Origin of the sequence: Acinetobacter sp. ANC 5045 (assembly GCF_004331005.1) — a bacterium.
GTDB lineage: Bacteria > Pseudomonadota > Gammaproteobacteria > Pseudomonadales > Moraxellaceae > Acinetobacter > Acinetobacter towneri.
Window position 1 is genome coordinate 77,943 of the sequence record NZ_SJNS01000009.1, and the last position, 19,582, is coordinate 97,524.

The following is a 19,582-nucleotide window of genomic DNA, read 5'->3' on the forward strand; positions in this document are numbered from 1 at the left end:
TAGTGAATGATCGGAAATAATTAACGGCGCTGGAGCGGGTACAAATTTAGATTTTACTGGCTCGCATGAGCACGGCATATATCCATTCCCATTGCGACCATTGAAACCCTTACGACATGAAATACATTTTCCCATCACTTATCCTCGCTCGCAGCCATATACCCCAAAATATCTGCAGCATACAAAGCCTGATCTAACTTGGCTGTGAACTCGGTTTTAGTGGCTTTCGGAATAAGCTGTGCAAGATTGAAAGCCAAAGACTCAGGACTATCCGATTCACTTAACAGTTGCTGAATTTCAGACACGCTCAACAGTGATAAATCATCTTGGCCATCGGTCAGTTCTTCAACTTCCTGCTGAGCACCTGACAACTTATTTGGCTTAGCTTTAAAGTTGAATACCTGCTTAGGTACGTGTGTGAATTGATGAGGTACCACAGAAGTCGGTTCAATCAGATCACCATCTTCCAGACCATATTCGCGCTTAAAGTATTGTGGTGTTAAGAATGCCCCAGCATTTTTAAGCTTCACATCACGTTCCGCTTTTTCAGGTTCAAGTGACTTTTCCTCACCAAGAATAATCTGTCTGCGCTTCCAGCCATTAAGATCGCACAATGCATTAATAATCGCCTGCACTGTTGGGGTAATCATCCGAATGTCTGCACGGTATTTCGCATTTTGGACTTCCAAATGCACATCACCCAATGCACGGCTGCCTGCGCCATCTGTACCGCTGGTGAGCGTCTGACCCAAAACCACCTTTTGAATACGGCRTTCCAAATTCTTGTCGAATGTTTCATACGCTTGTGAGCCATTACCCACAGCCGATGCACTATGCAGCTCTACAGAGTCCATACTCGAAATCGCTAGAACAGAAGTTGCATGTGCTTTTAGTAATGCATCCCGCATATCTTGGTTGTGGCCAGTAGATGACTTGCCCACCAACAATGGCATACCGTACTTTTCCACAAATTTTGACCAGAACTTAAAGCCATTCGTTTTAAAGAACCAAACCCAGTACAAACGACTAAGCAATGCCTCACCATAAGGATTTTCAAATGTAGATTTACAACGTGTTAAGAAATGCTTAAAACGCTGGTCTACTTCCTGATCCTGATGTGTGTGGTTGTAGTTCTTTAAAAGAAGCAAACTTCCATTACTCTTTGGCTCATACCATTGCAGAGGCTTTTCACCAATCCATTCAAAGCCTATGAAAGGTGTGACAGTATCACCTTGAATATGAAGCTTTGGGTTTTCAGGTTTGGAGTAAATTCCTTCAAGCACTGAATATCCGTACCATCGCGCGTTTTGTGCACCTAAAATGATTTCACACCACCATTCACGAAGATGTGCGTACAGAATTTCAGTTTCTATGCCTTCCGCTGGCTCTAGCCGCCATGGAGCACTTTCCAGTTTATCCTGTCGCTTCTCAATAGCCTGATATACTTCATCGTCATACATCATGACTTTTAAGCGATGTCGAGTAATACCTGCTTTACGCARTACCTCGTCTACATCAGGCATTTTAGTCAAATAATTGAGTAGTGCCTGTTCAGCTTCATGCACACTTAAGTTACCCGACACAGGCTTTTGACTTTCGGGTTTGCGTTTTTTCTTAGCCATATTTAAAACCTTATGCCGCTGGTGGGCTGTAATTCAACATCACGACTGAATCTTCAATCGCATCAATTAAGGTATCGACTTGGTCGTCGTGGTCATGGGTCATTTGGGCGTTAAATGCCTCACACTCATCTAGGAAGGATTGCTTCCAAGTTGCATTACGTGGAAGCATGACAAATCTATTCTGATTTTCTGGATAAACATCAAAGTTGTTTTCCAAGTGTGGCGCCACATCCATAAAGCGGGTCAATTTGTCCTTTTCACGCTGAACAGGAATAATTGGAATACCGCCATATTTTTGCCATGACTGCACTAGCTGAGTTCCATGCGCCTTATCCTCAACTTTCATGTATCGAACAGGCTTGGTTCTAAAGTCATACACCTTGTGTTTATCGATAAATGCTTTCGCTTTTTTATTCATCTCAGGCGCTTCCCATTTGCCGCGCAAAAGATCAATCAAATAAAGTTTGCCATCTACCCCCATACCAACCAAAAGAAAGACAGTGAAGTCATTTTCTTCTTTGACTTTTTGAGCGGTATCCACATATACAGCACGCCAAACCAGTTCAGGTAATTCGTGATATTCACCAAACCACTCGCCCTTAATTAAATCACCACCTAATTTCTTAGGTCGCTGCATGTATTGGCTGCTGAACGTGTAACGTGAAACTGTTGCGCCATCTTTGTCTTGACCACCTTTCTCCAACTGCAGCAATGACTGCAATGATTCTTTCAATGGCCAATAGCTTTGACGCCCTTTTTCGTCTCGCTCAACGTCTCGTGGTACCTTTTTTTGAATATGCTCAGGCAGTGACTGAATGTAATCATCATCAATCAATGCAGGGATTGAGATTTGATGCCATTCACCTGGTACGTTGCCAGTCATCACAAAATTAGTTGGATCCTCAACGTGTAAACGCTGCATGATCAAAATAATCGGTGTAGATGACTTGGCTTTACGTGAGTTGACCGTATTCAAAATCTTACGGTTTGCCTTGTTACGTGCCGTCTTACTGAATGCATCCTCAGGCTTAAGTGGGTCATCAAGAATGATTGCCCCTGTAAACCCAAGATCAGCTAAGGTACCAGCACGACGCCCTGTAACCTGACCACCCATCGAGGCGCTATACACATGCCCCGCTTCATAGCCATCTACAGTGGTTTTCCATGATGCTTTTGCATCGGTACTGGTTGAAATTTTGACTGGCCATAAAGCTTGAAAGTCTGGTGACTTCACAATATTTCGAGCTGTGGCCGAAACATCCTCAACCAAGGACTGTGAATATGACAAATACAGAAAGCGTGAACGCTGGTTACGCCCAATCCCCCGTGCAATCAGGTTGGTTAGTAATTCAGTCTTACCACTACCTGGAGGGACGTTAATCACTAGGTTGGGAATTTCACCACTAATGACTTTGTCGATCGCATCGGCAATATATTCATGGTGCCAATTCACCAAGAATTTAAACCCCATGCGTGGCAGGAAAAATGCCCGAGTAAAAAACAAATGCTCATCTTCACATTTGATTCTTTTTGCTTTTAATTTGACGGGGTCAATATTCACTCTCGAGTTCATTTATCGCCTGCCTTACCTGCTCATCAGTGGCAGTAACAACTACTGTATTTTCGTTCTGAATCGGCCCACCGCCTGCGCCTGTGATTTCTTGTTTATTTGTAAACTGCCCACCGCAGTCTTTAGCAGCCTGCTCAAGAATCTTGAGTGACATCACTGTGTTCTTTGCATTGCGTTCTAGCTGCTTCTGATATTGCTTTAAGCGGTAATGTTTGTTGGCAATTGGAATGTCAATTAAGCCAGCATCAAAATCGGCGCGTGTCTTGTGGAATAAATCGACAAATTTCTTACTTAGATTTTTACCAGCCGCTTTGGTTGGATCGTAAAGTTGGCATTGCTTTCTATCAATCTTTACACCAAATTCTTGCAAGACCTGATCTGCCACCTCTTGAGGGGTATCACGGCATGCAAGAGCTTGAACTATAAATATTTTTACAGGCTCTTTTAATGCTGCCATAAACACCCCTTTGTCTAGCTACGTCTAGCAAAACAGGCAAAAAAAATTTAAGCCAACTTCAATAAACACGTACCACATGCATGAGCAATTTTTGCCTTGCCGATTGTAGGACCGTCATTTGCAAGCTCCACCATTTTTTGAACGTCTGGTGATGCACCATAACGCTGGACCACACCGTGAAATTCTTCAACGTCATGTGGTCTTAGGTAATACTTGTACTCACCAGTGGATTGACTCACCAAATAATTGCCATCTTCATCTTTTTTAGCACCAACGTGATACAGCTCATGTTCGATCAATGCGCAAAAATCAGTATCACTGGCATTGTGTGCAAACCATGCATCAATTGTGATGATGAAATTCGGTACACAACCAAACCAGTCAATCATCTGTTTTTCTTGACGCATCTTTCGCCAGCCGCCCGCCATCGGCGCAAACTTTTCAGTCTGACCTAAAACAACTTTTTCAGACTTTTTAAAACCACTTGATGCCCATAGCACCATAAATAAATCATCATCCCATGGCGATATATGCATGTGATCAGGATTGTGTAGCTCACCACCTTCATCAATGAATGTTTTTAAAATCCATTCTTTTAGTTCGTGTGCAGGCTCAAACCCCACTGGTTCTTCAGGGTCAAGATCAAGCAGGTTTTGAGGCGGCATTGGTCGTTTCACAGCAATACATTCCGTAAGTTTCTAATACGATCTTTCAAGCGGCGCATGATGCCGTCAATCGCTAGCATCTCTGCTCGCGTCAATCCTGATCTACTTAGATTCTGATACTTAGACAGTTCAGCACTGCAAAATTCTAAGTCTTTTTTCGCCTGTACTTTGTCTGTCATGGTTCAAACTTCTTTTTTAGATGCTACGTATATGCCTTCGTTAAACGCGATTGGCTTACCTTCAACAATGTCTTTTTTAAACCACTTAAAGCACAACCCGTATCCAAATAAGAACGACACCACACCTATTACGATATAACCCATGCCCACCACCAATAAGAAAAGAAAAACCCCTCAACATCTAGAATGCGAGGGGTCTTATGTGCCGTAATACGTTCGGCAAAAATGCCACCGAAGTGGCGAGGGTTTAATATGTACAACAGGACATCCTATAAGTTTTGTAAAATTTTACTTAAAATAGCCTTCAACCCTTGCCTTCACGGAAGGATCCACATCTTCATCTAAATAGAAACACGGTCTATATTTTTCGATCAAATAATGAATGAACTTTGGTTTATCTGGAATTGTATGTTTAAGCATAATTTGAGCGGCAACAGTAACTAAATTATTTGATTGGCGCATTAAATTTAGAATCATACTAGGGTCATAACCCATAACATCACGAGTAAAAGACTGTTTCCCAGTATGTACTAGCGAATTAAGCTGCTTTAGATGATACTTTTTAAAATCACACAGCTGATCAATTACTGGTTTTGCAGGTAAATCAGCATTACTTAGCTTTTCCAGCATTTCACCTATCATTGGACAGGTATCACTCGTAAACTGTTCATCAAATGTGTAACTGAAATTCAGTTTTGACACTTGATGATTAGAAGCTATAAACAGCAGCCAATATGCTCTTACAACTGCTTCAAATTGAGCTCTAAATAACACCATAGCTTGTGTAGGCAAGCCAATCGCCAAAAGACCAGTTACGCCCAAACCATGATCAAATGAAATGTAAATACATTGTTCAACTAGCTCTAAACGCAACCCACCATCAATCACTGTACTATTGATTATTTCCTTCTTAAGCTCTTCAACCATTTGAGTAGAGAGCTGAAAAACTTTTGTGGAATCCATAAAACAATTTGTCCATTATAATTATTCAATGATATTTCATATCTATACTAATTGCATTTACTAGATCTCTTCCCCACAATCCCGACACACTTTGATTTCTTCATCATCAATTGTGTAGTCGATCTCAGTCGCACCATGGAATCCAAACAAGCACATCAAAAACTGGAGCATGCTTTTCTCCATGCATAAAAAAACCCGCATTTGGGGAAATGCGGGATAAAACTAAGAACTACAGGAAAGTTCTAACTAGAGTGTATGACACTATTTAACCAAATTATATGCCGTTCATCGGAATATGGCACGCCATGCAGGACTCGAACCTGCAACCAATGCAATAGAAGTGCAATGCTCTATCCAATTGAGCTAATGGCGCAAAATACCCGTTTTCGACAAGCCATCGGGTTACTGCCATGAGGGCCCTTCGATTAAAACCCTGTCTAACCGTTATCCACCTATGATGTGGTGACTTGGAATCAACGCCACGGCTCGGCTGTTTTTAAAGGCGCCGACAACGCCTTTAGAATTCTAAATAAAAAGGACCTACAAATCATGTAGACCCTTTTAATTGGCGGCATTCAATTTAAACCACTACGAATAAGGGAACCGCCATAAAAAAAGCCCACACTGGGTGTAGTGTGGACTATAAACTAAGGACCTTGGAAGGTCATTCAGAAACTACAGCTAGTTTCTGCTCGCTATATTGAAGATTAATAGAACAATACTCATTGGCAAAATATATCAAAAAATAAGAATAAATTTAAATATAAACAAAATCTTAGGTTATCTGAACATGCTATTTTCTTTAGAAAGCTCCTCTAATTCTGTGAGTTTGTCTTTAGAGGCGCTATGCACATAAAAGCCCAATAAAAACACAAGCACCAATAACACTACACCTAAAATCACCACTCTTTTATTTTTCATTTGATTACTCTTATTTTAATGATATACCCCATTATTATATTTAAATACATAAAAAACAATAAAAAAAGCCCACCTTTCGATGAGCTTTACGGTAATTATCAGTCTTTCCTGATCGTCATTTGCTTTCACACAAATTAAGCTAGATAGCCATAATATGACCATCTTATAAAAACTATACCCTAGTTTTCGGAATAACGAAATACTTATGCTCTCAATTCTTTGTAAGTATTTTTTTTATACTTTTCAATTGCCTTTGATGCCTCATCAATTGCAGATTCAATAGCCATAACCATAAGTCTTTCATAGGTTTTCCATGTCATCCGATAATTATCTACCGTCATCTGGTGGCAATTAATACCCGCATAATACAAACGCCCCTGTGCTGTGAAATTAGCCTCAAGCTGAGGATCCAATGCAAAGTCTATGACCATACGTGCAATTAAATACGCCAAGTGATTCATTGTGATGTGCTCAGGCTCGCGCTTTTTATCCGTTACGGCGTTTTTAAGCATGATATTTACAAGATGCCCTCGCACATATTCATAATCACTTTCGCACTTGCCCTCAAATATAATTAACGCAGTTACTGACTTCGCTAGCTGTGTTTCCATAGCTGCAATCGCACCTAAACGATCTTCGTAATTCAATGGTTGCTCTCCAGTGCCACGCACATTTGGTTCAAAGTTTGGTGACTTCGCTGTAATACCCTTGGTCAACCATTCAAATTGCTCAAACTTGTCTGTTACTGCTGCACTCATCACTTCACCAACCCTTCAATCTGTTTAATCGCAAATCCGCTTGTCACTTGCTCTGTACTGAACCGTAAAACCTGATAACCCATCATTGTTGCTGCGTTGTATTTTTCCATGTCCCCTATGTACCCCTTGCCCCGTGTATGCCTGCCACCTGACCAGATACCCCCTTCAACTTCAATCAGCAGCTTCGTATTCTTGATATGAAAATCTGCCCGCCATTTTCTTGTTGTGTGAAATTGAAACTCCTGCTCAAATTCAATTTTTAAAGTTTTAAGCTGTTGGATCAGTGCTGCCTCACCTACACTTTCCACCTTTACGCCTTTGACTTTGTTTTTACGTTTGGTGGCAGTCTTACGACCACCGCCATAAAGTTTTCTGTATTCAGCAAGCGAGATGCTAGTCACTGTCACCTCGCAGAGCTTTTTCTAAATCATCAGCACAGTCTTGGCGTGAGTGCAGACTACCTCTCGCATAGTCTGACCAACCGCCTATATGTGTTTCTCGCCATTCCCCCACCAAGGCAACGCATGATTCAACCTGCTTCTTCTTCTCGATATAACAAGCCTCCATGTTGTTGAGCTGGGCTTTTAAGTTGTCGATGATGGCTTGTTTTTCTTTCCAAATATTCCAAGCCACAGCCTTGTTGGCCCATGATTCTTTAGAGGCACTCTCTTCCCAGTATTTCTCAAAATCATTCATGCTCAATCACCTTCGTAGTGGGGCTAATATGATTCCGAATATCACTCACATAGTCGGTTCGGTCGTGGTCAGCTAGAGCGGCGCGGAGGTCATTAAGACTTATTGCGTCATCAAGCAAAACACTCCCCATTCGCGTGTAGCCATTACCTGGTATGTAGAAGTTTGCTATTGCAGGCGCCCCATCCACAATTTTCCGCATTTGCTCGATTGTTAAATTCATGCCTTCACCTCAAATAATTCCTTGGCCATACCTGATAAGTAATATCGATACCCAGTGTTTACATAGCCAATGCGACGCACTAACCCAATGCCTTCCAAGTTTGTTAAATATCGCTGTACTGATCTTTTTGACATACCTGGTAATACCTGCGCTCGAATCACGTCAACTGATGCAACTTTGGTGTTTTTAATAAAAATTAGAACTGCGATACCGCGTGTTAACTGCGATACGCCCTTAGATCCAACAAAATCCATTGTTGAAAAATCTTTAGGATGCTTCACACCTCACCCCCTACCCGCTGATCTGCCCAGTTGCATTCCACAACATCCAACCCATCATGTTGAAAACGGGACCACAGTCGATCACCTAAATCTTTGCGCAATTCTTCTAACGTATAATTTGAAATGAGCATTGTTGGCTTGCCTTCGTCATAACGTGCGTACAGCACTTTGTGCACCAGCTGCAGTCTGTTCTCGTGCCGATCATGCAAACCGTATTCATCTAAAATCAGTAAGTCATACTCAGTGAATCGATAAACGGCTTGTGCTTCGGTGTCATCAGGCTTAGTCCATGCATTGGCAATTTCTGCAGCCACGTCTTCAGACGTGATGTATCTTGCGAATTTTCCCTTGTTCAAAGCGTTTCGAGCCACGGCGCAAGACAGATGCGTTTTACCTGTGCCAGTACGACCAACCATGATCAAATTACGTGGACGACCTGCAATAAAATCCTTGGTGTATTTCACGCAAAGCGCTTTGGCATTTCGTTGGCCATCGTTGTGAGTGATGTACTCATTGAAACCGCTTTTGGCATGTCGGTTTGGGAGTCTAGCGCCTTCAAAGTGTTTCTTACGCACCATGGCATCAACTGCTTTTTGGTGTTCAAGGTTGCTTTGAATCACATTTTCTTTGGCACAGGTTCCACAAATTAAACTACTCCCTGCTTTGATTTTGAGTTCACTGTGGATGGGACAAATGTCACTACTCACTTGGAAATTAAATCCTGATACAGCTGCAATTGAGTTCATACAAGGTCCCCCAAATCGATATCGTCAGTTGAGCAAGGCGCATACTGAGTTACATCGCCCCATGCGTCGTTAACGTTGCGTGAAGTGCTAACTTGGCTTTGTTTGTATTGGTGGGTATTTGTATTGCGTGAAAACTTTCGCTTAATCCATTTCACAAAATTTGAATACATCTGAGTTTCTGTAATCAGCCCAGATTTAAACTTTTGCTCGTAATGCGCATTAACCTCCAGCAAAACCTGATTCACTTGATCTTGTGTCATTGGCATTTCACCTGATCGCTGCAACCAAGAATTCAAAGAATGCAAATCTGGTGTCCAGAGATTCAATACCTGATCTACTGGATTTTGCTGCGTGTTTCTCTCTTTAAAGTTTTCTTTAATATTTTCTTTTAAATCTATTTCTTTTACAGAGTGACATTTGATGTCACTAGTGGTGGTGACATGAGATGTCACTGGTGTAGTGACATGAGATGTAACTACATTTGATGTAACTGCATTAGATGTAGTTATATTTGATGCTACTGCTTCAACAGAAATACGATCACCTAAAGTCAGTGTGTAAGAGCTACTTTTACCTAGTGTTTTCGTGATGCTGATCAATTGGTATTTGGCTAGCTCGGCCATACATTTACGGACAGTACGCTTGTCTTTAATTCCAGTGATTTTCATCACCAAGGTTTCACCCATTGACTTTTGATCTAGGTGAAAGCCTTTGATGTGGCGATTTAGTAGAACGATGCACTTAATAGCATCCCCACTTAATACAGCCAGATAGCCTTCGTCACAGATGAAATTGGGCAAGGGTGAATACCCATCATCTCTTTTCGACATGGCTTTTCGCTCTTTTTTGGGAAAATTCACAACCTCACCTTGTTGGTTGAGTGGTTCATGTGCTAAATTTGCTCTTACATTCATATTTGATTTACCTCGAATAAGAATCCCAAAAGCCTGATCTTGACCATCAGGCTTTTTCTTTGCCTTCAACACAAGCGTGTACCTTGGCATCCAGTTCAGCCAATATCTTGTGCAGTTTGTTTATGACTCGTGACATATCCACCGCTTCACCGCGCGTAATACGACCATCGAGCATCATTTCTTTAAAAACCGATTGGATGTCACCGCCACTGATTCCCATGTTCAACACCAATTCAGTCAGTGCTGTATCTCGGCATTCGGGAATTTTGGGTAAATCAATTGCAACCTTTCCGTGCTCTGCATTAAGTGCATGCAAAATACGGCAATCGTTTGTGATTCCCATTAGTTTTGAAGCTTCAGCAAGCGTAATGTGATGGGTATCCGTATTTGGATTCACTTTGCTGTTCAGCACGGCTGGGCTTTTGATACCGAGTCTAGGTGCTAGAGCATTTGCCCCACCTGGGTAGTCATGCACCGTGTGATATGCCGCATCTAAGATGTTCATTTATGCTTCCTTTGAACGTGTTTAAATAAAATCAATTGGTTGATAATTGATTTAAGCGGCTGATTCCCTGTTTAGAAAAAACTCAAACAATCCTTTGTGTGTAAGCTTTTCATTGCTTGCATCAACAATTGCCTGAATTTTTTCCATGCTTGGTTTTTTTCGCCCATGGATGAGATGCGATTCCATGTAGTTATAAGAAGCTCCTACATCCGAGCAGAATTTCTTACGCTCAATTGGGGTAAGTTCTTTCCAGTATTGATAGAGTGTGACCATAAATACACCTAGTAGGTAAATTAAATATAAATATACCTTGCAGGTAAAATTTATTCAACCTATCAGGGTATTTATTTTTTCTACCTAATAGGTAGATTTAAGGGTAGTGAATTGAATATGGACACCGTGATGGTTGACTTGATGCAAATACATGAAATTAGGCTCACCAACACAAGAGCTTTAATGAGTGAGTCTGGTCTAAGTAGGGCTGATTTTGCTGAAAAGGTGGGGATGTCATATAACTTATTGAGTCAATATATTGGTAAAAACCCAACAAAAAATATCGGTGATGAAACTGCGGCAAAAATTGAGCAGGCGTTTAATAAGCCGAAGGGTTACTTGGATCAATCCATTGAACATAAATCACTTGCTGAAAACAACAAACATACAAACACTCTTACGGGACGTTGGGTACCCGTTAAGTCGTTAAGTAAAATGGGATTAGATGGTTATTTTTCTGATATGGGATACGATGGAAATGGTGGTGATGGTTATGTGCCGTCATTGACTGCAGGAAAATATGCTTATGCAGTCAAAGGTACTGGTGACTCCATGTACCCTGTTGTAAGAAATGGATGGTTCCTTGTGTGTGATCCTGATGCAGAACCTCAAATTACAGAATTCGTCGAGGTGCAACTAAAAGATGGCCGCAGAACAATTAAAGAATATATTGGTGTTTCTGGTGGAGTTCTTCATGTTTTAGCTGTAAATGGAAATGAAAGAATCACCTTTGATATGTCTGAAGTAGAGAATATTGTTCCTGTTGTAGAGATTATTCCACCAAGTAGACATAAGTTAGAGATTCCACTTGTATGCGACTAATTAAGAGAACAGGTATGCACCCAAAACAAATAATGAATCAAATCATTGAGCGTATTAACAATGCTGCAGCTGATAGCGAGTCACTAACACTTAACCCTGAAGAAGTTAAAATTCTTTCAGAAGAAATTGGCGATCTACACTTCATCCCTGTGCTTACTAATGAGCAATTAATCCAGCTGTGCAATGAGGGAAAGTTAGGGCAAAAGATGGTTGAAGAAAAAAAGAAATAAAAGCCGCTATATGCGGCTTGGGGAAATTAACTGTGAACCCGAAGCACTTATTTATCGGGTGGGGAAATAAATGCTTTACGATTATAAGGTTTTAGGTGATTTATGAGTATTCAACATATTATTGTTCATGAAATTCGACGCGTTAAAGAAGATAAAAAAAGTACAGAAACATTAGTTGCTAAGATTAAAGACACAGAGAATGATTTAAGTTCATTAAGTGCTGAATTGTCAGCACAATTATTGAAGCTTTTTTCTAGTACGAGTTTAATGGTTGGGCAGTTTTCTATAGGTGAAGATACTGCACTTAAACCTGCATTTGAACAGGAGTTGGATAGTTATTACTCTGGTGATGATTGTCTAAACTTTGTTGAAATGACAAAAAAAATGGCTGAACACTTTAAAAATTTTCTTGTTCATAACAAAAGTATTACTGGTGGTTTTCTTGTGTTTTTTGAGTTTAAAGGTGAGGAACATACCAAACTAGCTGTTGCAGTTATTAATAAGTCGAATGCGACGGATATTAACCCTGATCTTGATTTTATTGCTAAAGAGATTTTGGATTTAGATAAGTTGCATTTGGGTGCAACAATTAATATTACAGAATGGCGTGATGAGTTTGCAGAACGTTATATTCGATTTAAAAATGGTCAGTCGGAAAAAGTGACTGATTATTTTCAGAAATTCATAGGTTGTGAAGTCGATACAAAAGCTGCAAATGAAGAAACAAAGAAATTAAAAGTTGCCATAGAATCATTTGCCACTGAGAAACTAGAACTTGATCAATCTGCTGCTGATGAATATCTTGCTTTAGCGCATTCGTATATTAACGAATGTATAAGTAAAGGGGATGATGTAGTCCTGTTAAATGTAGCAAAACATGTATTCCCTGCGGATAGCGATGAGTTTTTTGAGTATGCCAGTGATGGGCATAATCTTTCAGGGATATTGCAAATAAGCAAAACAGAATTAAAGGGTTTTAAGAAATTTAGTAGTAGTAAAAAAGATCTTTCAATTACTTTTGCGAAAGCTTTGCTTAACGATAAAATTAAATTTGAAGATGATATACTCAAGATTGACAGTTCATTACTGTCAGATAGTTTAGTTGCAGAACTTAGAGCGGCAACAGCTCAAAACGATCTAGATGAATAGATATGACCATGAATCCGGCACAAATTTATCGTGACATCTTTCTGTCTATGCAAGACAGAGAGGACAGTCATGACCAATTTGTAAGTTGGATGCAGTTAGATGCAGACAAACTTAGTGCCCTAAAAGTATTACATTCACGTTCCTTAGCCGATGGAAGTTTAAATGTCAAAACTAATGGTCGATTAAATAATTCAGGTGTTGTTTTAGATCGAATTTTAGAAAAACATTTTAATGAACAATATATTTTTGAAGTTAGGTTAAATAAAACAAACCTTAATTTTGGACATGATTTCATTATCTGTGATTGTTGGGATACTGTTCTTAAATATGATCATCATATAAAGAATCCTATCAAGAATATTTTTCTTACTAAAACTCAAAGTTATTTTGATGTAGGGTCATCTGATCCTCAATATAAAAATTACCTTGCCATGGGTGAACTATATTCATTCATAAAGTTTTTATCTGAAGAATCGAATGCAGATAGAGATTGTATTTTTTATAACCGTAGTTACAAGTTTAAAATTAGAGCTTCTGAAGAAGATTTAAATTATTCAATTGATACAAAAAGCTTAGAAAAATTTATAAAATCTGACATGCACCGTGAGGCTATTATTCATCTCATGTGTAAAGAAGTGACAGCTTTTGTTAAAGATCAAATTGAAGAAATTCGATTCAGTTATTTAATTCGAAATTTGAATCCATTAATCACGAATATTAACCATAGTTATCAAAGTTATGTAGAAGATTATACCTTTGATAAAGTACGTAAAGAATATAATGAAAAGAAAACAGAATACATTAAAAAGTTAAATGACACCTTTGATTCAGTGGCTACTAAAATGTTTGCTATTCCAGCTGGTATTTGGTTTGCAACTGCTCAAATGAAAGTGATAGGTGAGCCAAGTAACTATCTTTTTACTAAGAATTTTATTGTATTAATGACTGTACTTTGCATGGTATTGATTATGATCTTAAATATTTGGGGGCAACGTAGCACAGTCACTCAAATGCAGGAAGAATACACTACAGTTTTTAAAGCATTAGAAGTAAAGTTTGAGGATGAAAAGCTTAAAATTCAAAGTGTAAAAGGTGAGGTAGATAAAAGGTATAGGAGAATCATGTCAAATATTAGTATTTCAATTATTATTTGTGTTGCTTTAGCTACCTATACGTCAGTCCTGTTCTATCAAAGTGTTTAATAATTAGCACAAGCCTATCAACCCACCCCAGCGGTGGGTTTTCTTTTGTCTATGCTAAGAAAATAACAATTTTTACCATACAAGTAAAAAAATATTTTAATAATTTTACCACACAGGTATTTACTTTTATTTACCTCACAGGTATATTTTATCTCGTGGACAACAAAAAGCCCCGACGGTCTGGACAACTACGGGGCCTGCATATAGCGAGATAAGTATGAAACAAAACACATCCCATAGCAAGTTAGTCGCAATGCTGATACAGCGCCAAAATAAAAAGCGCCTATCACTTCGCTTTAAAAAAATCCTTTCCGATGCTGCAGCATCTGCAGTATTAGCTGCATGCATATTCGGTTTTATGGCCATGAGTTTAAAGGCTTGTGATGCTGAATACGAAAATCAGATCAATGCAACCAAGGCACATTTGGAGGCAACACGATGAATATCGCCGTAAATCCAACAAAAATCATTCCGATTCGTGCCAGTTCTTTGTCTGATTTATTTGACTGTCCTGCACGTTGGGAAGCAAAGAACCTTTTAAACAAGCGTATGCCTGCAGGTGCTCGTACACGACTAGGCACTGCAATCCATGAGGCTGTGACCCAGTGGGACCACATGCACTTAATTGGTGAATCCGTTTCTACAGAAGAATGTTCTGAAATTTTGCATCAGCAAATTTGGCAACCCAATGAGGAAGTAGATTGGGCTGACTTAGACCAAAACAGTGCTGAATCTATTGGTCATGCACTGGTGAACAAATACATCACTCAGATTGCACCAACGCAAAAATTTATTGGCGTAGAAGTCCGTTGTGAATCCTTAATCCTTGCCGATCTAGGCATTGAGCTAACAGGAACCATTGACCGTATCTATGAAAATGACGAAGGCGAACTTGGTATTGGTGACATCAAGACTGGTAAAACTTCGGTGGGCAGTGATGGTGTTGTTAAAACATCGGGGCATACGCCACAGATGGGAATCTATACCGTGCTGGCAGCACATGCCTTGCAAGAATCCGTCACGGCTCCAGCACGTATATATGGCTTAACTACGGCCAAAACAGACAAAGGCCAACACGTAGGTATTGGCGAGATTGAATCACCTGCAGAAGTTTTACTTGGTACTGAAGAAGAACCTGGACTACTTCACCATGCCGCCAAAATTCTGAAACACGGCACTTTTTATGGCAATTCAAAATCCATGCTTTGCAATGAAAAGTTTTGCCCTGCTTTCGCTACATGCAAATTTCGTAAGTAATTAATTTCAATATAAGGAATATACCCATGACTTCACAAGTAATGACAACTGAGCAACTTCGCACACAACGTAAACCTGAAAATGTTGAGGCAAACTTCAATACTTATCGTGGCTTCCAAGCAATGCACCACATGGCTGAAAGCTTGGCGAACAGTACGATCATTCCTGAAGCTTTCCGAAATACATTGATGGTGAAAGATCGCTTCGATCAAAACGCCAAGAAATGGTTGTACCGAACTGAAGAAAATCCAAATGGCGTTTCAAACTGCATCATCGCATTGAATATGGCACAGCGTTTAGGTGCAGATCCAATGATGATTATGCAAAACCTGTACTTGGTAGATGGCCGTCCAAGCTGGTCAAGCCAATTTATTATTGCGGCAATTAACAGCTGTGGTCGCTATAGCCCATTACGTTTTGACATCACAGGTGGTGATGAAGAAATGGAAATTCCTTATGCAGTTACAGAATGGGAATATAACAAAGAAACGCGCAAGCGTGAGCCTGTTGAATCAAACAAAGTTGCCCGCGTGAAAAATCTTAAATGTGTGGCATGGGTTATTGAAAAAGCCACTGGTGAGCGCCTTGAGTCTAGTCCAATTACCATGGAGCTGGCTGTAAAAGAAGGTTGGTTCCAAAAGAACGGTTCAAAATGGCAAACCATGCCTGAACAAATGCTTCGCTACCGTGCTGCATCATTCTTTGGCCGTATCTATGCACCTGATTTATTGATGGGCCTGCGTACACATGAAGAAGAACTTGATTCAATCATCGACATTACGCCTGAACCTGAAGTTACAGCACAGCCAGTAACATTGGATAGCATCAAACAAAACGTTGTTAAGGAATCACCTGCAGCCGAGCAAGAAGCGCCAGCAGAAAAGCCAAAGCGTACACGTCAGCCGAAAGCTGTCGATGCTGAGATGGTTGAAACAATTGAAGATAGCCAAAATCAAACATCAAATGATGTTGCAAAAAAGCCATCATCTCTGGAACTGCGTAAAGAGTATCTAGAACAAATTAGTGGATTTACACATGCCAAAGACCTGCAAACCATTATTCCAATCATTGAGGGACATCCAGACCTTTCCGATCCGCATAAAACATATCTAGTAAATGCGATTCACCAAAAGATTGAGGAATTGGGTAAGGCGCAAATTGACCCGATTAAAAGTAAGTCCATCATGGGTGGTTTAAAGACATCAATTGAAAATGCCAAAACCACGGATGAATTAAAAAATGTGGCTGCACTCATGACGCAGAATAAACCCAAACTCACACTAGACCATCAAGGTGAACTACTTGAGGTCTACAGAATGCGTAAGGAGTTTATCGATAATCAGCAGAATATGGTTGCTCAGAACAAACCTTGGATTGAGGGTGCTATTCAGCGAATTCAGGCAGCAAAAACTCAGGATGATATTAACGAGGTCTATACCGATCCCGCTTATGAAGAATTGTCTGATCAGGGCAAGCAACGATTAGATCTAGCAGCCCAGCAACGTGAAGCTGAGTTATTTGGCTAATTGAGGTTGGCCACATTCATAAATTAATGGATGTGGCCATATCAGGAGTGAGCTATGAAAACCAAGATCACCAAAATTGATCCAATCATGTCTGAAGCATTTATGAATTGGCTCGTAAAAATTGGCTACCGTGGTGTTTGTCATCCAACTGGTGAAACACAGTTCTACTGCAGAACGGTAAATAAAAACTTTCCGCGTGGTGTCGCTATTCTGTCAAACGGCAGACTGAACAAGGCAGCAGCACAGCTATACACAGAGTTTAGAGAGCATTTGGAGGCGTGATGGATTTGCAGAAAGAAAGAGAGGCGTTTGAACACGCATTCTCAAAAACTGGCTTCTATAAAGGAATGCTTGAGGCATTAAAAAACCCAGACTGCCCTTTTACATCTGTATTTGAAATGAGAGGGGGTAAATATCGAAGTACTTACGTTGCTCTTTCTTTTGAAATCTGGAAAGCAGCTAAAGCACAGGAGCAAAGCCATGATTAAAGCTGAAGTTGTTTTTAATGATGATTACATAACTCTAAATGGCAAGGATGTTTGGCTACATTGTGAAAGTATGCATTTCTCAGTTGGAAAGCATGATGAAGATCATGAGGATGGTGGCGAGATTGAAGAATTTTTCCCATCGTAAGAGCATGCGATCCGCTACTGCTTGGAGCAAAACCATGAATCTAAATGACACAAAAGTTGTGGTAGCGATTGAAAATGCAGTTTGTGACCAACTCGAAGCATCTGGTATCAAAGCCGATCCGTTTCGTTTAGATGGTGAAAAAATTGTTCAGGTAATTCTTGAGCAGCTTGGTGATTATGTTGTTGTGCCTAAAGAGCCGACTGAAGCAATGCTTAGAGCAGCCAATGATCACGTAATGAATACTCACGCAACCCCTTTCAGTGCTTACAAAGTGATGATCGAAGCAGTACAGGAGTAAAAAGTAATGGGAATGCTTGGACGATATGAAGCGCACTTTTACTGTGATTGCTGTAATGACTTTATGGAAGTTGGCGAATACGAAACACGCAGTGAAACAGTAAAAAATGTGAAAAAGTTTTGGCTGCTTCGCAAGGATGGTGTGGTTCTTTGTGAGAAGTGCAAGGAAATCGAAAACCCCACCTTAATCCCCGAATACAGCCGTGAAGGAGGCGCATGGAATTGGAAAACACATTTGAAAGCACAGGAGTAAAAAGCTATGACCTGTTTAATTAAAGTGTCCGAGTTTATTAAGCGCGTTTATGGTACCGAAGGAGCAACTCCACCAACTCGCCAAACAATCGCACGTCACTGTAGATTGGGTTTAATCCCTGCTGAACAGAAAGGCAAACATTGGTATATACAGTGGCATATTTACCAGAAACAAACTGGTGATGATTTAGTAGATCGAGTTTTACAAGGTTGAATATGGCAAGGTCACGTCACAAAGGTAATAAAGATATACCAGCTAACCTGTATCGGGACAACGGTAACTCTTGGCGTTACCGTCATCCTGTAACTGGTAAATTTCATGCAATGGGCACAGATAGAAATAAAGCTTTTCAGGCAGCCAGAAAGCTGAATGCTTTATTAATTGTTGAAGAGGATATTTTTGCCAAAGTTGCAGGAAGGACTGTAAATTTTCAGATTTTTTCAGAGCAATATTTAGCTGAAAAAAGACGTAAAGACGGTCGCCCAATATCTGAAAATACTCGGCATACCTATCAAGTTCAATTGAACAGATTATGGAAAGTTTGGGGGAATAAAGAGCTTGATTCGATTACCCTGAAAATGGTCAATGAATATCTTGATAGTTTGACACCATCGAACAGTAAATCCGTGCGCAGCTTGCTGTGCAATATATTTGATGTGGCTGTCAGTAAAGGACTCTGCCCTGATAATCCTGCAAGAATTACCCTTAGCCGTTATGTGCCTAAGCAAAGAAAAAGACATACAGTTGAAGGATTACAAATCATTCGTAGTCACTCTCCTTTATGGCTGCAAAACGCAATTGATCTGTCTTTGCTAACGACTCAGCGTAGATCCGACATTGTTAAGATTCGCTGGACTGATATTCATGATGGTTACATTCATATTGCTCAGCAAAAAACGACTGATGACCCTATGGATGATTTTGAAATACTGGATGGCTCAGGTTATATCCGAATCAAGATTGATGATGAATTACAGCAAGTGCTCGATCGTTGTAAATCAGACAACGTCCCTAGCCCATTCGTTATTCACTATGTCCCAAAGCGAAAAGTTAAAAATGCCAAGAAAGAACATTGGACTCAAATCTTGCCTTTGTATTTATCAGAGGAATTTCTTCGCATCGTTAAACTTTCAAATGCCTATCCGAAATTAGAAGGCAGACAAATTCCAACCTTTCACGAGATACGTGCTTTAGCTATTTTTCTGCATAAAAAGGCAGGTCGAAGTGCCCAGGCATTGGCTGGCCATAGTTCCGTTAAAATGACAGAACACTATGAGTCTGGCCATGAAATTATCTGGAATGATGTGGACGTTGGAATTAAACTGCCATTTGCAGAAGTGACATAAAATATTTTCACAAAACGTATTGCTAAGTCATTGTTTTCATTATGTTCCATTTAGTGTATTTTGCCCATTTTTTAGAGTAAAAATATACTATAAAGTT

The 19,582-nt window shown here is 40.0% G+C and carries 29 protein-coding genes and 1 tRNA gene; 14 read left to right on the forward strand and 16 right to left on the reverse strand.

Annotation, left to right across the window (positions count from 1 at the left end):
- Nucleotides 1–134 precede the first annotated feature (134 nt).
- The 16 genes from E0H79_RS08780 to E0H79_RS08850 form a co-directional block, all read right to left on the reverse strand.
- Nucleotides 135–1,622, reverse strand: coding sequence for a phage portal protein family protein (locus E0H79_RS08780; protein WP_131261411.1), 1,488 nt, complete (start codon nucleotides 1,620–1,622; stop codon nucleotides 135–137).
- 10 nt (nucleotides 1,623–1,632) lie between these two features.
- Nucleotides 1,633–3,195, reverse strand: a complete 1,563-nt coding sequence (terL, locus tag E0H79_RS08785; RefSeq protein WP_131261412.1) for a phage terminase large subunit — start codon at nucleotides 3,193–3,195, stop codon at nucleotides 1,633–1,635.
- The gene (locus E0H79_RS08790; protein WP_104852024.1) at nucleotides 3,173–3,649 is read right to left on the reverse strand and encodes a DUF2280 domain-containing protein; all 477 of its coding nucleotides are present in this window, start codon (nucleotides 3,647–3,649) and stop codon (nucleotides 3,173–3,175) included. The genes terL and E0H79_RS08790 overlap by 23 nt, the downstream gene beginning before the upstream one ends.
- Before the next feature lie 47 nt (nucleotides 3,650–3,696).
- The gene (locus E0H79_RS08795) at nucleotides 3,697–4,326 is read right to left on the reverse strand and encodes a putative metallopeptidase (protein WP_165492529.1); all 630 of its coding nucleotides are present in this window, start codon (nucleotides 4,324–4,326) and stop codon (nucleotides 3,697–3,699) included.
- Nucleotides 4,327–4,781: 455 nt separating this feature from the next.
- Nucleotides 4,782–5,456 (reverse strand): DUF6988 family protein, encoded by a 675-nt coding sequence (locus E0H79_RS15425; RefSeq protein WP_171458222.1) that lies wholly within the window; start codon nucleotides 5,454–5,456, stop codon nucleotides 4,782–4,784.
- A gap of 296 nt (nucleotides 5,457–5,752) precedes the next feature.
- Nucleotides 5,753–5,829 (reverse strand) — tRNA-Arg (locus E0H79_RS08805).
- A gap of 407 nt (nucleotides 5,830–6,236) precedes the next feature.
- A complete protein-coding gene (locus E0H79_RS15285) occupies nucleotides 6,237–6,377 on the reverse strand; it encodes a hypothetical protein (RefSeq protein WP_165492530.1) in 141 nt (46 codons plus the stop codon).
- Between the two features lie 203 nt (nucleotides 6,378–6,580).
- Nucleotides 6,581–7,135, reverse strand: coding sequence for a hypothetical protein (locus E0H79_RS08810; RefSeq protein WP_131261413.1), 555 nt, complete (start codon nucleotides 7,133–7,135; stop codon nucleotides 6,581–6,583).
- A complete protein-coding gene (locus E0H79_RS08815) occupies nucleotides 7,135–7,536 on the reverse strand; it encodes a DUF559 domain-containing protein (RefSeq protein WP_131261414.1) in 402 nt (133 codons plus the stop codon). Before E0H79_RS08815 ends, E0H79_RS08810 begins: the two co-directional genes overlap by 1 nt.
- On the reverse strand, nucleotides 7,529–7,831 hold the full coding sequence (locus tag E0H79_RS08820) for a hypothetical protein (RefSeq protein ID WP_131261415.1): 303 nt from the start codon (nucleotides 7,829–7,831) through the stop codon (nucleotides 7,529–7,531). Before E0H79_RS08820 ends, E0H79_RS08815 begins: the two co-directional genes overlap by 8 nt.
- Entirely contained in the window at nucleotides 7,824–8,051 is a 228-nt protein-coding gene (locus tag E0H79_RS08825) for a hypothetical protein (protein ID WP_131261416.1), read from the reverse strand. Before E0H79_RS08825 ends, E0H79_RS08820 begins: the two co-directional genes overlap by 8 nt.
- A complete protein-coding gene (locus E0H79_RS08830; RefSeq protein WP_228258782.1) occupies nucleotides 8,048–8,332 on the reverse strand; it encodes a hypothetical protein in 285 nt (94 codons plus the stop codon). The genes E0H79_RS08825 and E0H79_RS08830 overlap by 4 nt, the downstream gene beginning before the upstream one ends.
- Complete coding sequence (locus E0H79_RS08835; protein WP_131261417.1) at nucleotides 8,329–9,078, reverse strand: ATP-binding protein; 750 nt, start codon at nucleotides 9,076–9,078, stop codon at nucleotides 8,329–8,331. The genes E0H79_RS08830 and E0H79_RS08835 overlap by 4 nt, the downstream gene beginning before the upstream one ends.
- Nucleotides 9,075–10,064, reverse strand: coding sequence for a replication protein (locus tag E0H79_RS08840; RefSeq protein ID WP_228258783.1), 990 nt, complete (start codon nucleotides 10,062–10,064; stop codon nucleotides 9,075–9,077). The genes E0H79_RS08835 and E0H79_RS08840 overlap by 4 nt, the downstream gene beginning before the upstream one ends.
- Nucleotides 10,039–10,497 carry a phage regulatory CII family protein gene (locus E0H79_RS08845; protein WP_131261418.1) on the reverse strand — a complete coding sequence of 153 codons (459 nt, stop codon included), beginning with the start codon at nucleotides 10,495–10,497 and terminating at the stop codon, nucleotides 10,039–10,041. The genes E0H79_RS08840 and E0H79_RS08845 overlap by 26 nt, the downstream gene beginning before the upstream one ends.
- Before the next feature lie 51 nt (nucleotides 10,498–10,548).
- Nucleotides 10,549–10,770 carry an XRE family transcriptional regulator gene (locus tag E0H79_RS08850; protein ID WP_131261419.1) on the reverse strand — a complete coding sequence of 74 codons (222 nt, stop codon included), beginning with the start codon at nucleotides 10,768–10,770 and terminating at the stop codon, nucleotides 10,549–10,551.
- A gap of 129 nt (nucleotides 10,771–10,899) precedes the next feature.
- On the opposite strand from E0H79_RS08850, the gene E0H79_RS08855 reads away from it, so the two are divergent.
- The 14 genes from E0H79_RS08855 to E0H79_RS08915 all read left to right on the forward strand — a co-directional run bounded on the left by E0H79_RS08855 (nucleotide 10,900) and on the right by E0H79_RS08915 (nucleotide 19,485).
- Entirely contained in the window at nucleotides 10,900–11,592 is a 693-nt protein-coding gene (locus tag E0H79_RS08855; RefSeq protein ID WP_131261420.1) for a LexA family transcriptional regulator, read from the forward strand.
- Between the two features lie 14 nt (nucleotides 11,593–11,606).
- Nucleotides 11,607–11,822 (forward strand): hypothetical protein, encoded by a 216-nt coding sequence (locus tag E0H79_RS08860; RefSeq protein ID WP_131261421.1) that lies wholly within the window; start codon nucleotides 11,607–11,609, stop codon nucleotides 11,820–11,822.
- A 102-nt stretch (nucleotides 11,823–11,924) separates the two neighbouring features.
- Nucleotides 11,925–12,971, forward strand: coding sequence for a nucleoid-associated protein (locus tag E0H79_RS08865; RefSeq protein WP_131261422.1), 1,047 nt, complete (start codon nucleotides 11,925–11,927; stop codon nucleotides 12,969–12,971).
- Nucleotides 12,972–12,973: 2 nt separating this feature from the next.
- Nucleotides 12,974–14,173, forward strand: coding sequence for a hypothetical protein (locus E0H79_RS08870; RefSeq protein WP_131261423.1), 1,200 nt, complete (start codon nucleotides 12,974–12,976; stop codon nucleotides 14,171–14,173).
- Between the two features lie 217 nt (nucleotides 14,174–14,390).
- The gene (locus E0H79_RS08875) at nucleotides 14,391–14,615 is read left to right on the forward strand and encodes a hypothetical protein (protein ID WP_004973600.1); all 225 of its coding nucleotides are present in this window, start codon (nucleotides 14,391–14,393) and stop codon (nucleotides 14,613–14,615) included.
- Nucleotides 14,612–15,430: a PD-(D/E)XK nuclease family protein gene (locus E0H79_RS08880; RefSeq protein ID WP_131261424.1), complete on the forward strand. Its 819-nt coding sequence runs from the start codon at nucleotides 14,612–14,614 to the stop codon at nucleotides 15,428–15,430. Before E0H79_RS08875 ends, E0H79_RS08880 begins: the two co-directional genes overlap by 4 nt.
- A 26-nt stretch (nucleotides 15,431–15,456) precedes the next feature.
- Nucleotides 15,457–16,956 (forward strand): recombinase RecT, encoded by a 1,500-nt coding sequence (locus tag E0H79_RS08885; RefSeq protein ID WP_213072760.1) that lies wholly within the window; start codon nucleotides 15,457–15,459, stop codon nucleotides 16,954–16,956.
- Between the two features lie 54 nt (nucleotides 16,957–17,010).
- A complete protein-coding gene (locus E0H79_RS08890) occupies nucleotides 17,011–17,238 on the forward strand; it encodes a hypothetical protein (protein ID WP_131261425.1) in 228 nt (75 codons plus the stop codon).
- Entirely contained in the window at nucleotides 17,238–17,444 is a 207-nt protein-coding gene (locus tag E0H79_RS08895; RefSeq protein ID WP_131261426.1) for a hypothetical protein, read from the forward strand. Before E0H79_RS08890 ends, E0H79_RS08895 begins: the two co-directional genes overlap by 1 nt.
- Nucleotides 17,437–17,589 (forward strand): hypothetical protein, encoded by a 153-nt coding sequence (locus E0H79_RS15290; RefSeq protein ID WP_165492531.1) that lies wholly within the window; start codon nucleotides 17,437–17,439, stop codon nucleotides 17,587–17,589. Before E0H79_RS08895 ends, E0H79_RS15290 begins: the two co-directional genes overlap by 8 nt.
- Before the next feature lie 34 nt (nucleotides 17,590–17,623).
- Complete coding sequence (locus tag E0H79_RS08900) at nucleotides 17,624–17,887, forward strand: hypothetical protein (RefSeq protein ID WP_131261427.1); 264 nt, start codon at nucleotides 17,624–17,626, stop codon at nucleotides 17,885–17,887.
- 6 nt (nucleotides 17,888–17,893) lie between these two features.
- Nucleotides 17,894–18,139 carry a hypothetical protein gene (locus E0H79_RS08905; protein ID WP_131261428.1) on the forward strand — a complete coding sequence of 82 codons (246 nt, stop codon included), beginning with the start codon at nucleotides 17,894–17,896 and terminating at the stop codon, nucleotides 18,137–18,139.
- A gap of 6 nt (nucleotides 18,140–18,145) precedes the next feature.
- The gene (locus E0H79_RS08910; protein WP_131261429.1) at nucleotides 18,146–18,352 is read left to right on the forward strand and encodes a hypothetical protein; all 207 of its coding nucleotides are present in this window, start codon (nucleotides 18,146–18,148) and stop codon (nucleotides 18,350–18,352) included.
- A 2-nt stretch (nucleotides 18,353–18,354) separates the two neighbouring features.
- Nucleotides 18,355–19,485: a phage integrase Arm DNA-binding domain-containing protein gene (locus E0H79_RS08915; protein WP_131261449.1), complete on the forward strand. Its 1,131-nt coding sequence runs from the start codon at nucleotides 18,355–18,357 to the stop codon at nucleotides 19,483–19,485.
- Nucleotides 19,486–19,582 lie beyond the last annotated feature (97 nt).

Excerpts from the sequence above, each read along its gene's own strand:
- E0H79_RS08790 (WP_104852024.1), bottom strand. The coding sequence starts at position 3,649 with ATGGCAGCATTAAAAGAGCCTGTAAAAATATTTATAGTTCAAGCTCTT.
- E0H79_RS08850 (WP_131261419.1), bottom strand. The coding sequence starts at position 10,770 with ATGGTCACACTCTATCAATACTGGAAAGAACTTACCCCAATTGAGCGT.
- E0H79_RS08905 (WP_131261428.1), top strand. The coding sequence starts at position 17,894 with ATGGGAATGCTTGGACGATATGAAGCGCACTTTTACTGTGATTGCTGT.
- E0H79_RS08875 (WP_004973600.1), top strand. The coding sequence starts at position 14,391 with ATGAAACAAAACACATCCCATAGCAAGTTAGTCGCAATGCTGATACAG.
- E0H79_RS08915 (WP_131261449.1), top strand. The coding sequence starts at position 18,355 with ATGGCAAGGTCACGTCACAAAGGTAATAAAGATATACCAGCTAACCTG.
- E0H79_RS08855 (WP_131261420.1), top strand. The coding sequence starts at position 10,900 with ATGGTTGACTTGATGCAAATACATGAAATTAGGCTCACCAACACAAGA.
- E0H79_RS15285 (WP_165492530.1), bottom strand. The coding sequence starts at position 6,377 with ATGAAAAATAAAAGAGTGGTGATTTTAGGTGTAGTGTTATTGGTGCTT.
- E0H79_RS08885 (WP_213072760.1), top strand. The coding sequence starts at position 15,457 with ATGACTTCACAAGTAATGACAACTGAGCAACTTCGCACACAACGTAAA.
- E0H79_RS08810 (WP_131261413.1), bottom strand. The coding sequence starts at position 7,135 with ATGAGTGCAGCAGTAACAGACAAGTTTGAGCAATTTGAATGGTTGACC.
- E0H79_RS08895 (WP_131261426.1), top strand. The coding sequence starts at position 17,238 with ATGGATTTGCAGAAAGAAAGAGAGGCGTTTGAACACGCATTCTCAAAA.
- E0H79_RS08910 (WP_131261429.1), top strand. The coding sequence starts at position 18,146 with ATGACCTGTTTAATTAAAGTGTCCGAGTTTATTAAGCGCGTTTATGGT.
- E0H79_RS08820 (WP_131261415.1), bottom strand. The coding sequence starts at position 7,831 with ATGAATGATTTTGAGAAATACTGGGAAGAGAGTGCCTCTAAAGAATCA.
- E0H79_RS08870 (WP_131261423.1), top strand. The coding sequence starts at position 12,974 with ATGACCATGAATCCGGCACAAATTTATCGTGACATCTTTCTGTCTATG.
- E0H79_RS15290 (WP_165492531.1), top strand. The coding sequence starts at position 17,437 with ATGATTAAAGCTGAAGTTGTTTTTAATGATGATTACATAACTCTAAAT.
- terL (WP_131261412.1), bottom strand. The coding sequence starts at position 3,195 with ATGAACTCGAGAGTGAATATTGACCCCGTCAAATTAAAAGCAAAAAGA.
- E0H79_RS08865 (WP_131261422.1), top strand. The coding sequence starts at position 11,925 with ATGAGTATTCAACATATTATTGTTCATGAAATTCGACGCGTTAAAGAA.
- E0H79_RS08835 (WP_131261417.1), bottom strand. The coding sequence starts at position 9,078 with ATGAACTCAATTGCAGCTGTATCAGGATTTAATTTCCAAGTGAGTAGT.
- E0H79_RS15425 (WP_171458222.1), bottom strand. The coding sequence starts at position 5,456 with ATGGATTCCACAAAAGTTTTTCAGCTCTCTACTCAAATGGTTGAAGAG.
- E0H79_RS08900 (WP_131261427.1), top strand. The coding sequence starts at position 17,624 with ATGAATCTAAATGACACAAAAGTTGTGGTAGCGATTGAAAATGCAGTT.
- E0H79_RS08845 (WP_131261418.1), bottom strand. The coding sequence starts at position 10,497 with ATGAACATCTTAGATGCGGCATATCACACGGTGCATGACTACCCAGGT.
- E0H79_RS08880 (WP_131261424.1), top strand. The coding sequence starts at position 14,612 with ATGAATATCGCCGTAAATCCAACAAAAATCATTCCGATTCGTGCCAGT.
- E0H79_RS08890 (WP_131261425.1), top strand. The coding sequence starts at position 17,011 with ATGAAAACCAAGATCACCAAAATTGATCCAATCATGTCTGAAGCATTT.
- E0H79_RS08860 (WP_131261421.1), top strand. The coding sequence starts at position 11,607 with ATGCACCCAAAACAAATAATGAATCAAATCATTGAGCGTATTAACAAT.
- E0H79_RS08825 (WP_131261416.1), bottom strand. The coding sequence starts at position 8,051 with ATGAATTTAACAATCGAGCAAATGCGGAAAATTGTGGATGGGGCGCCT.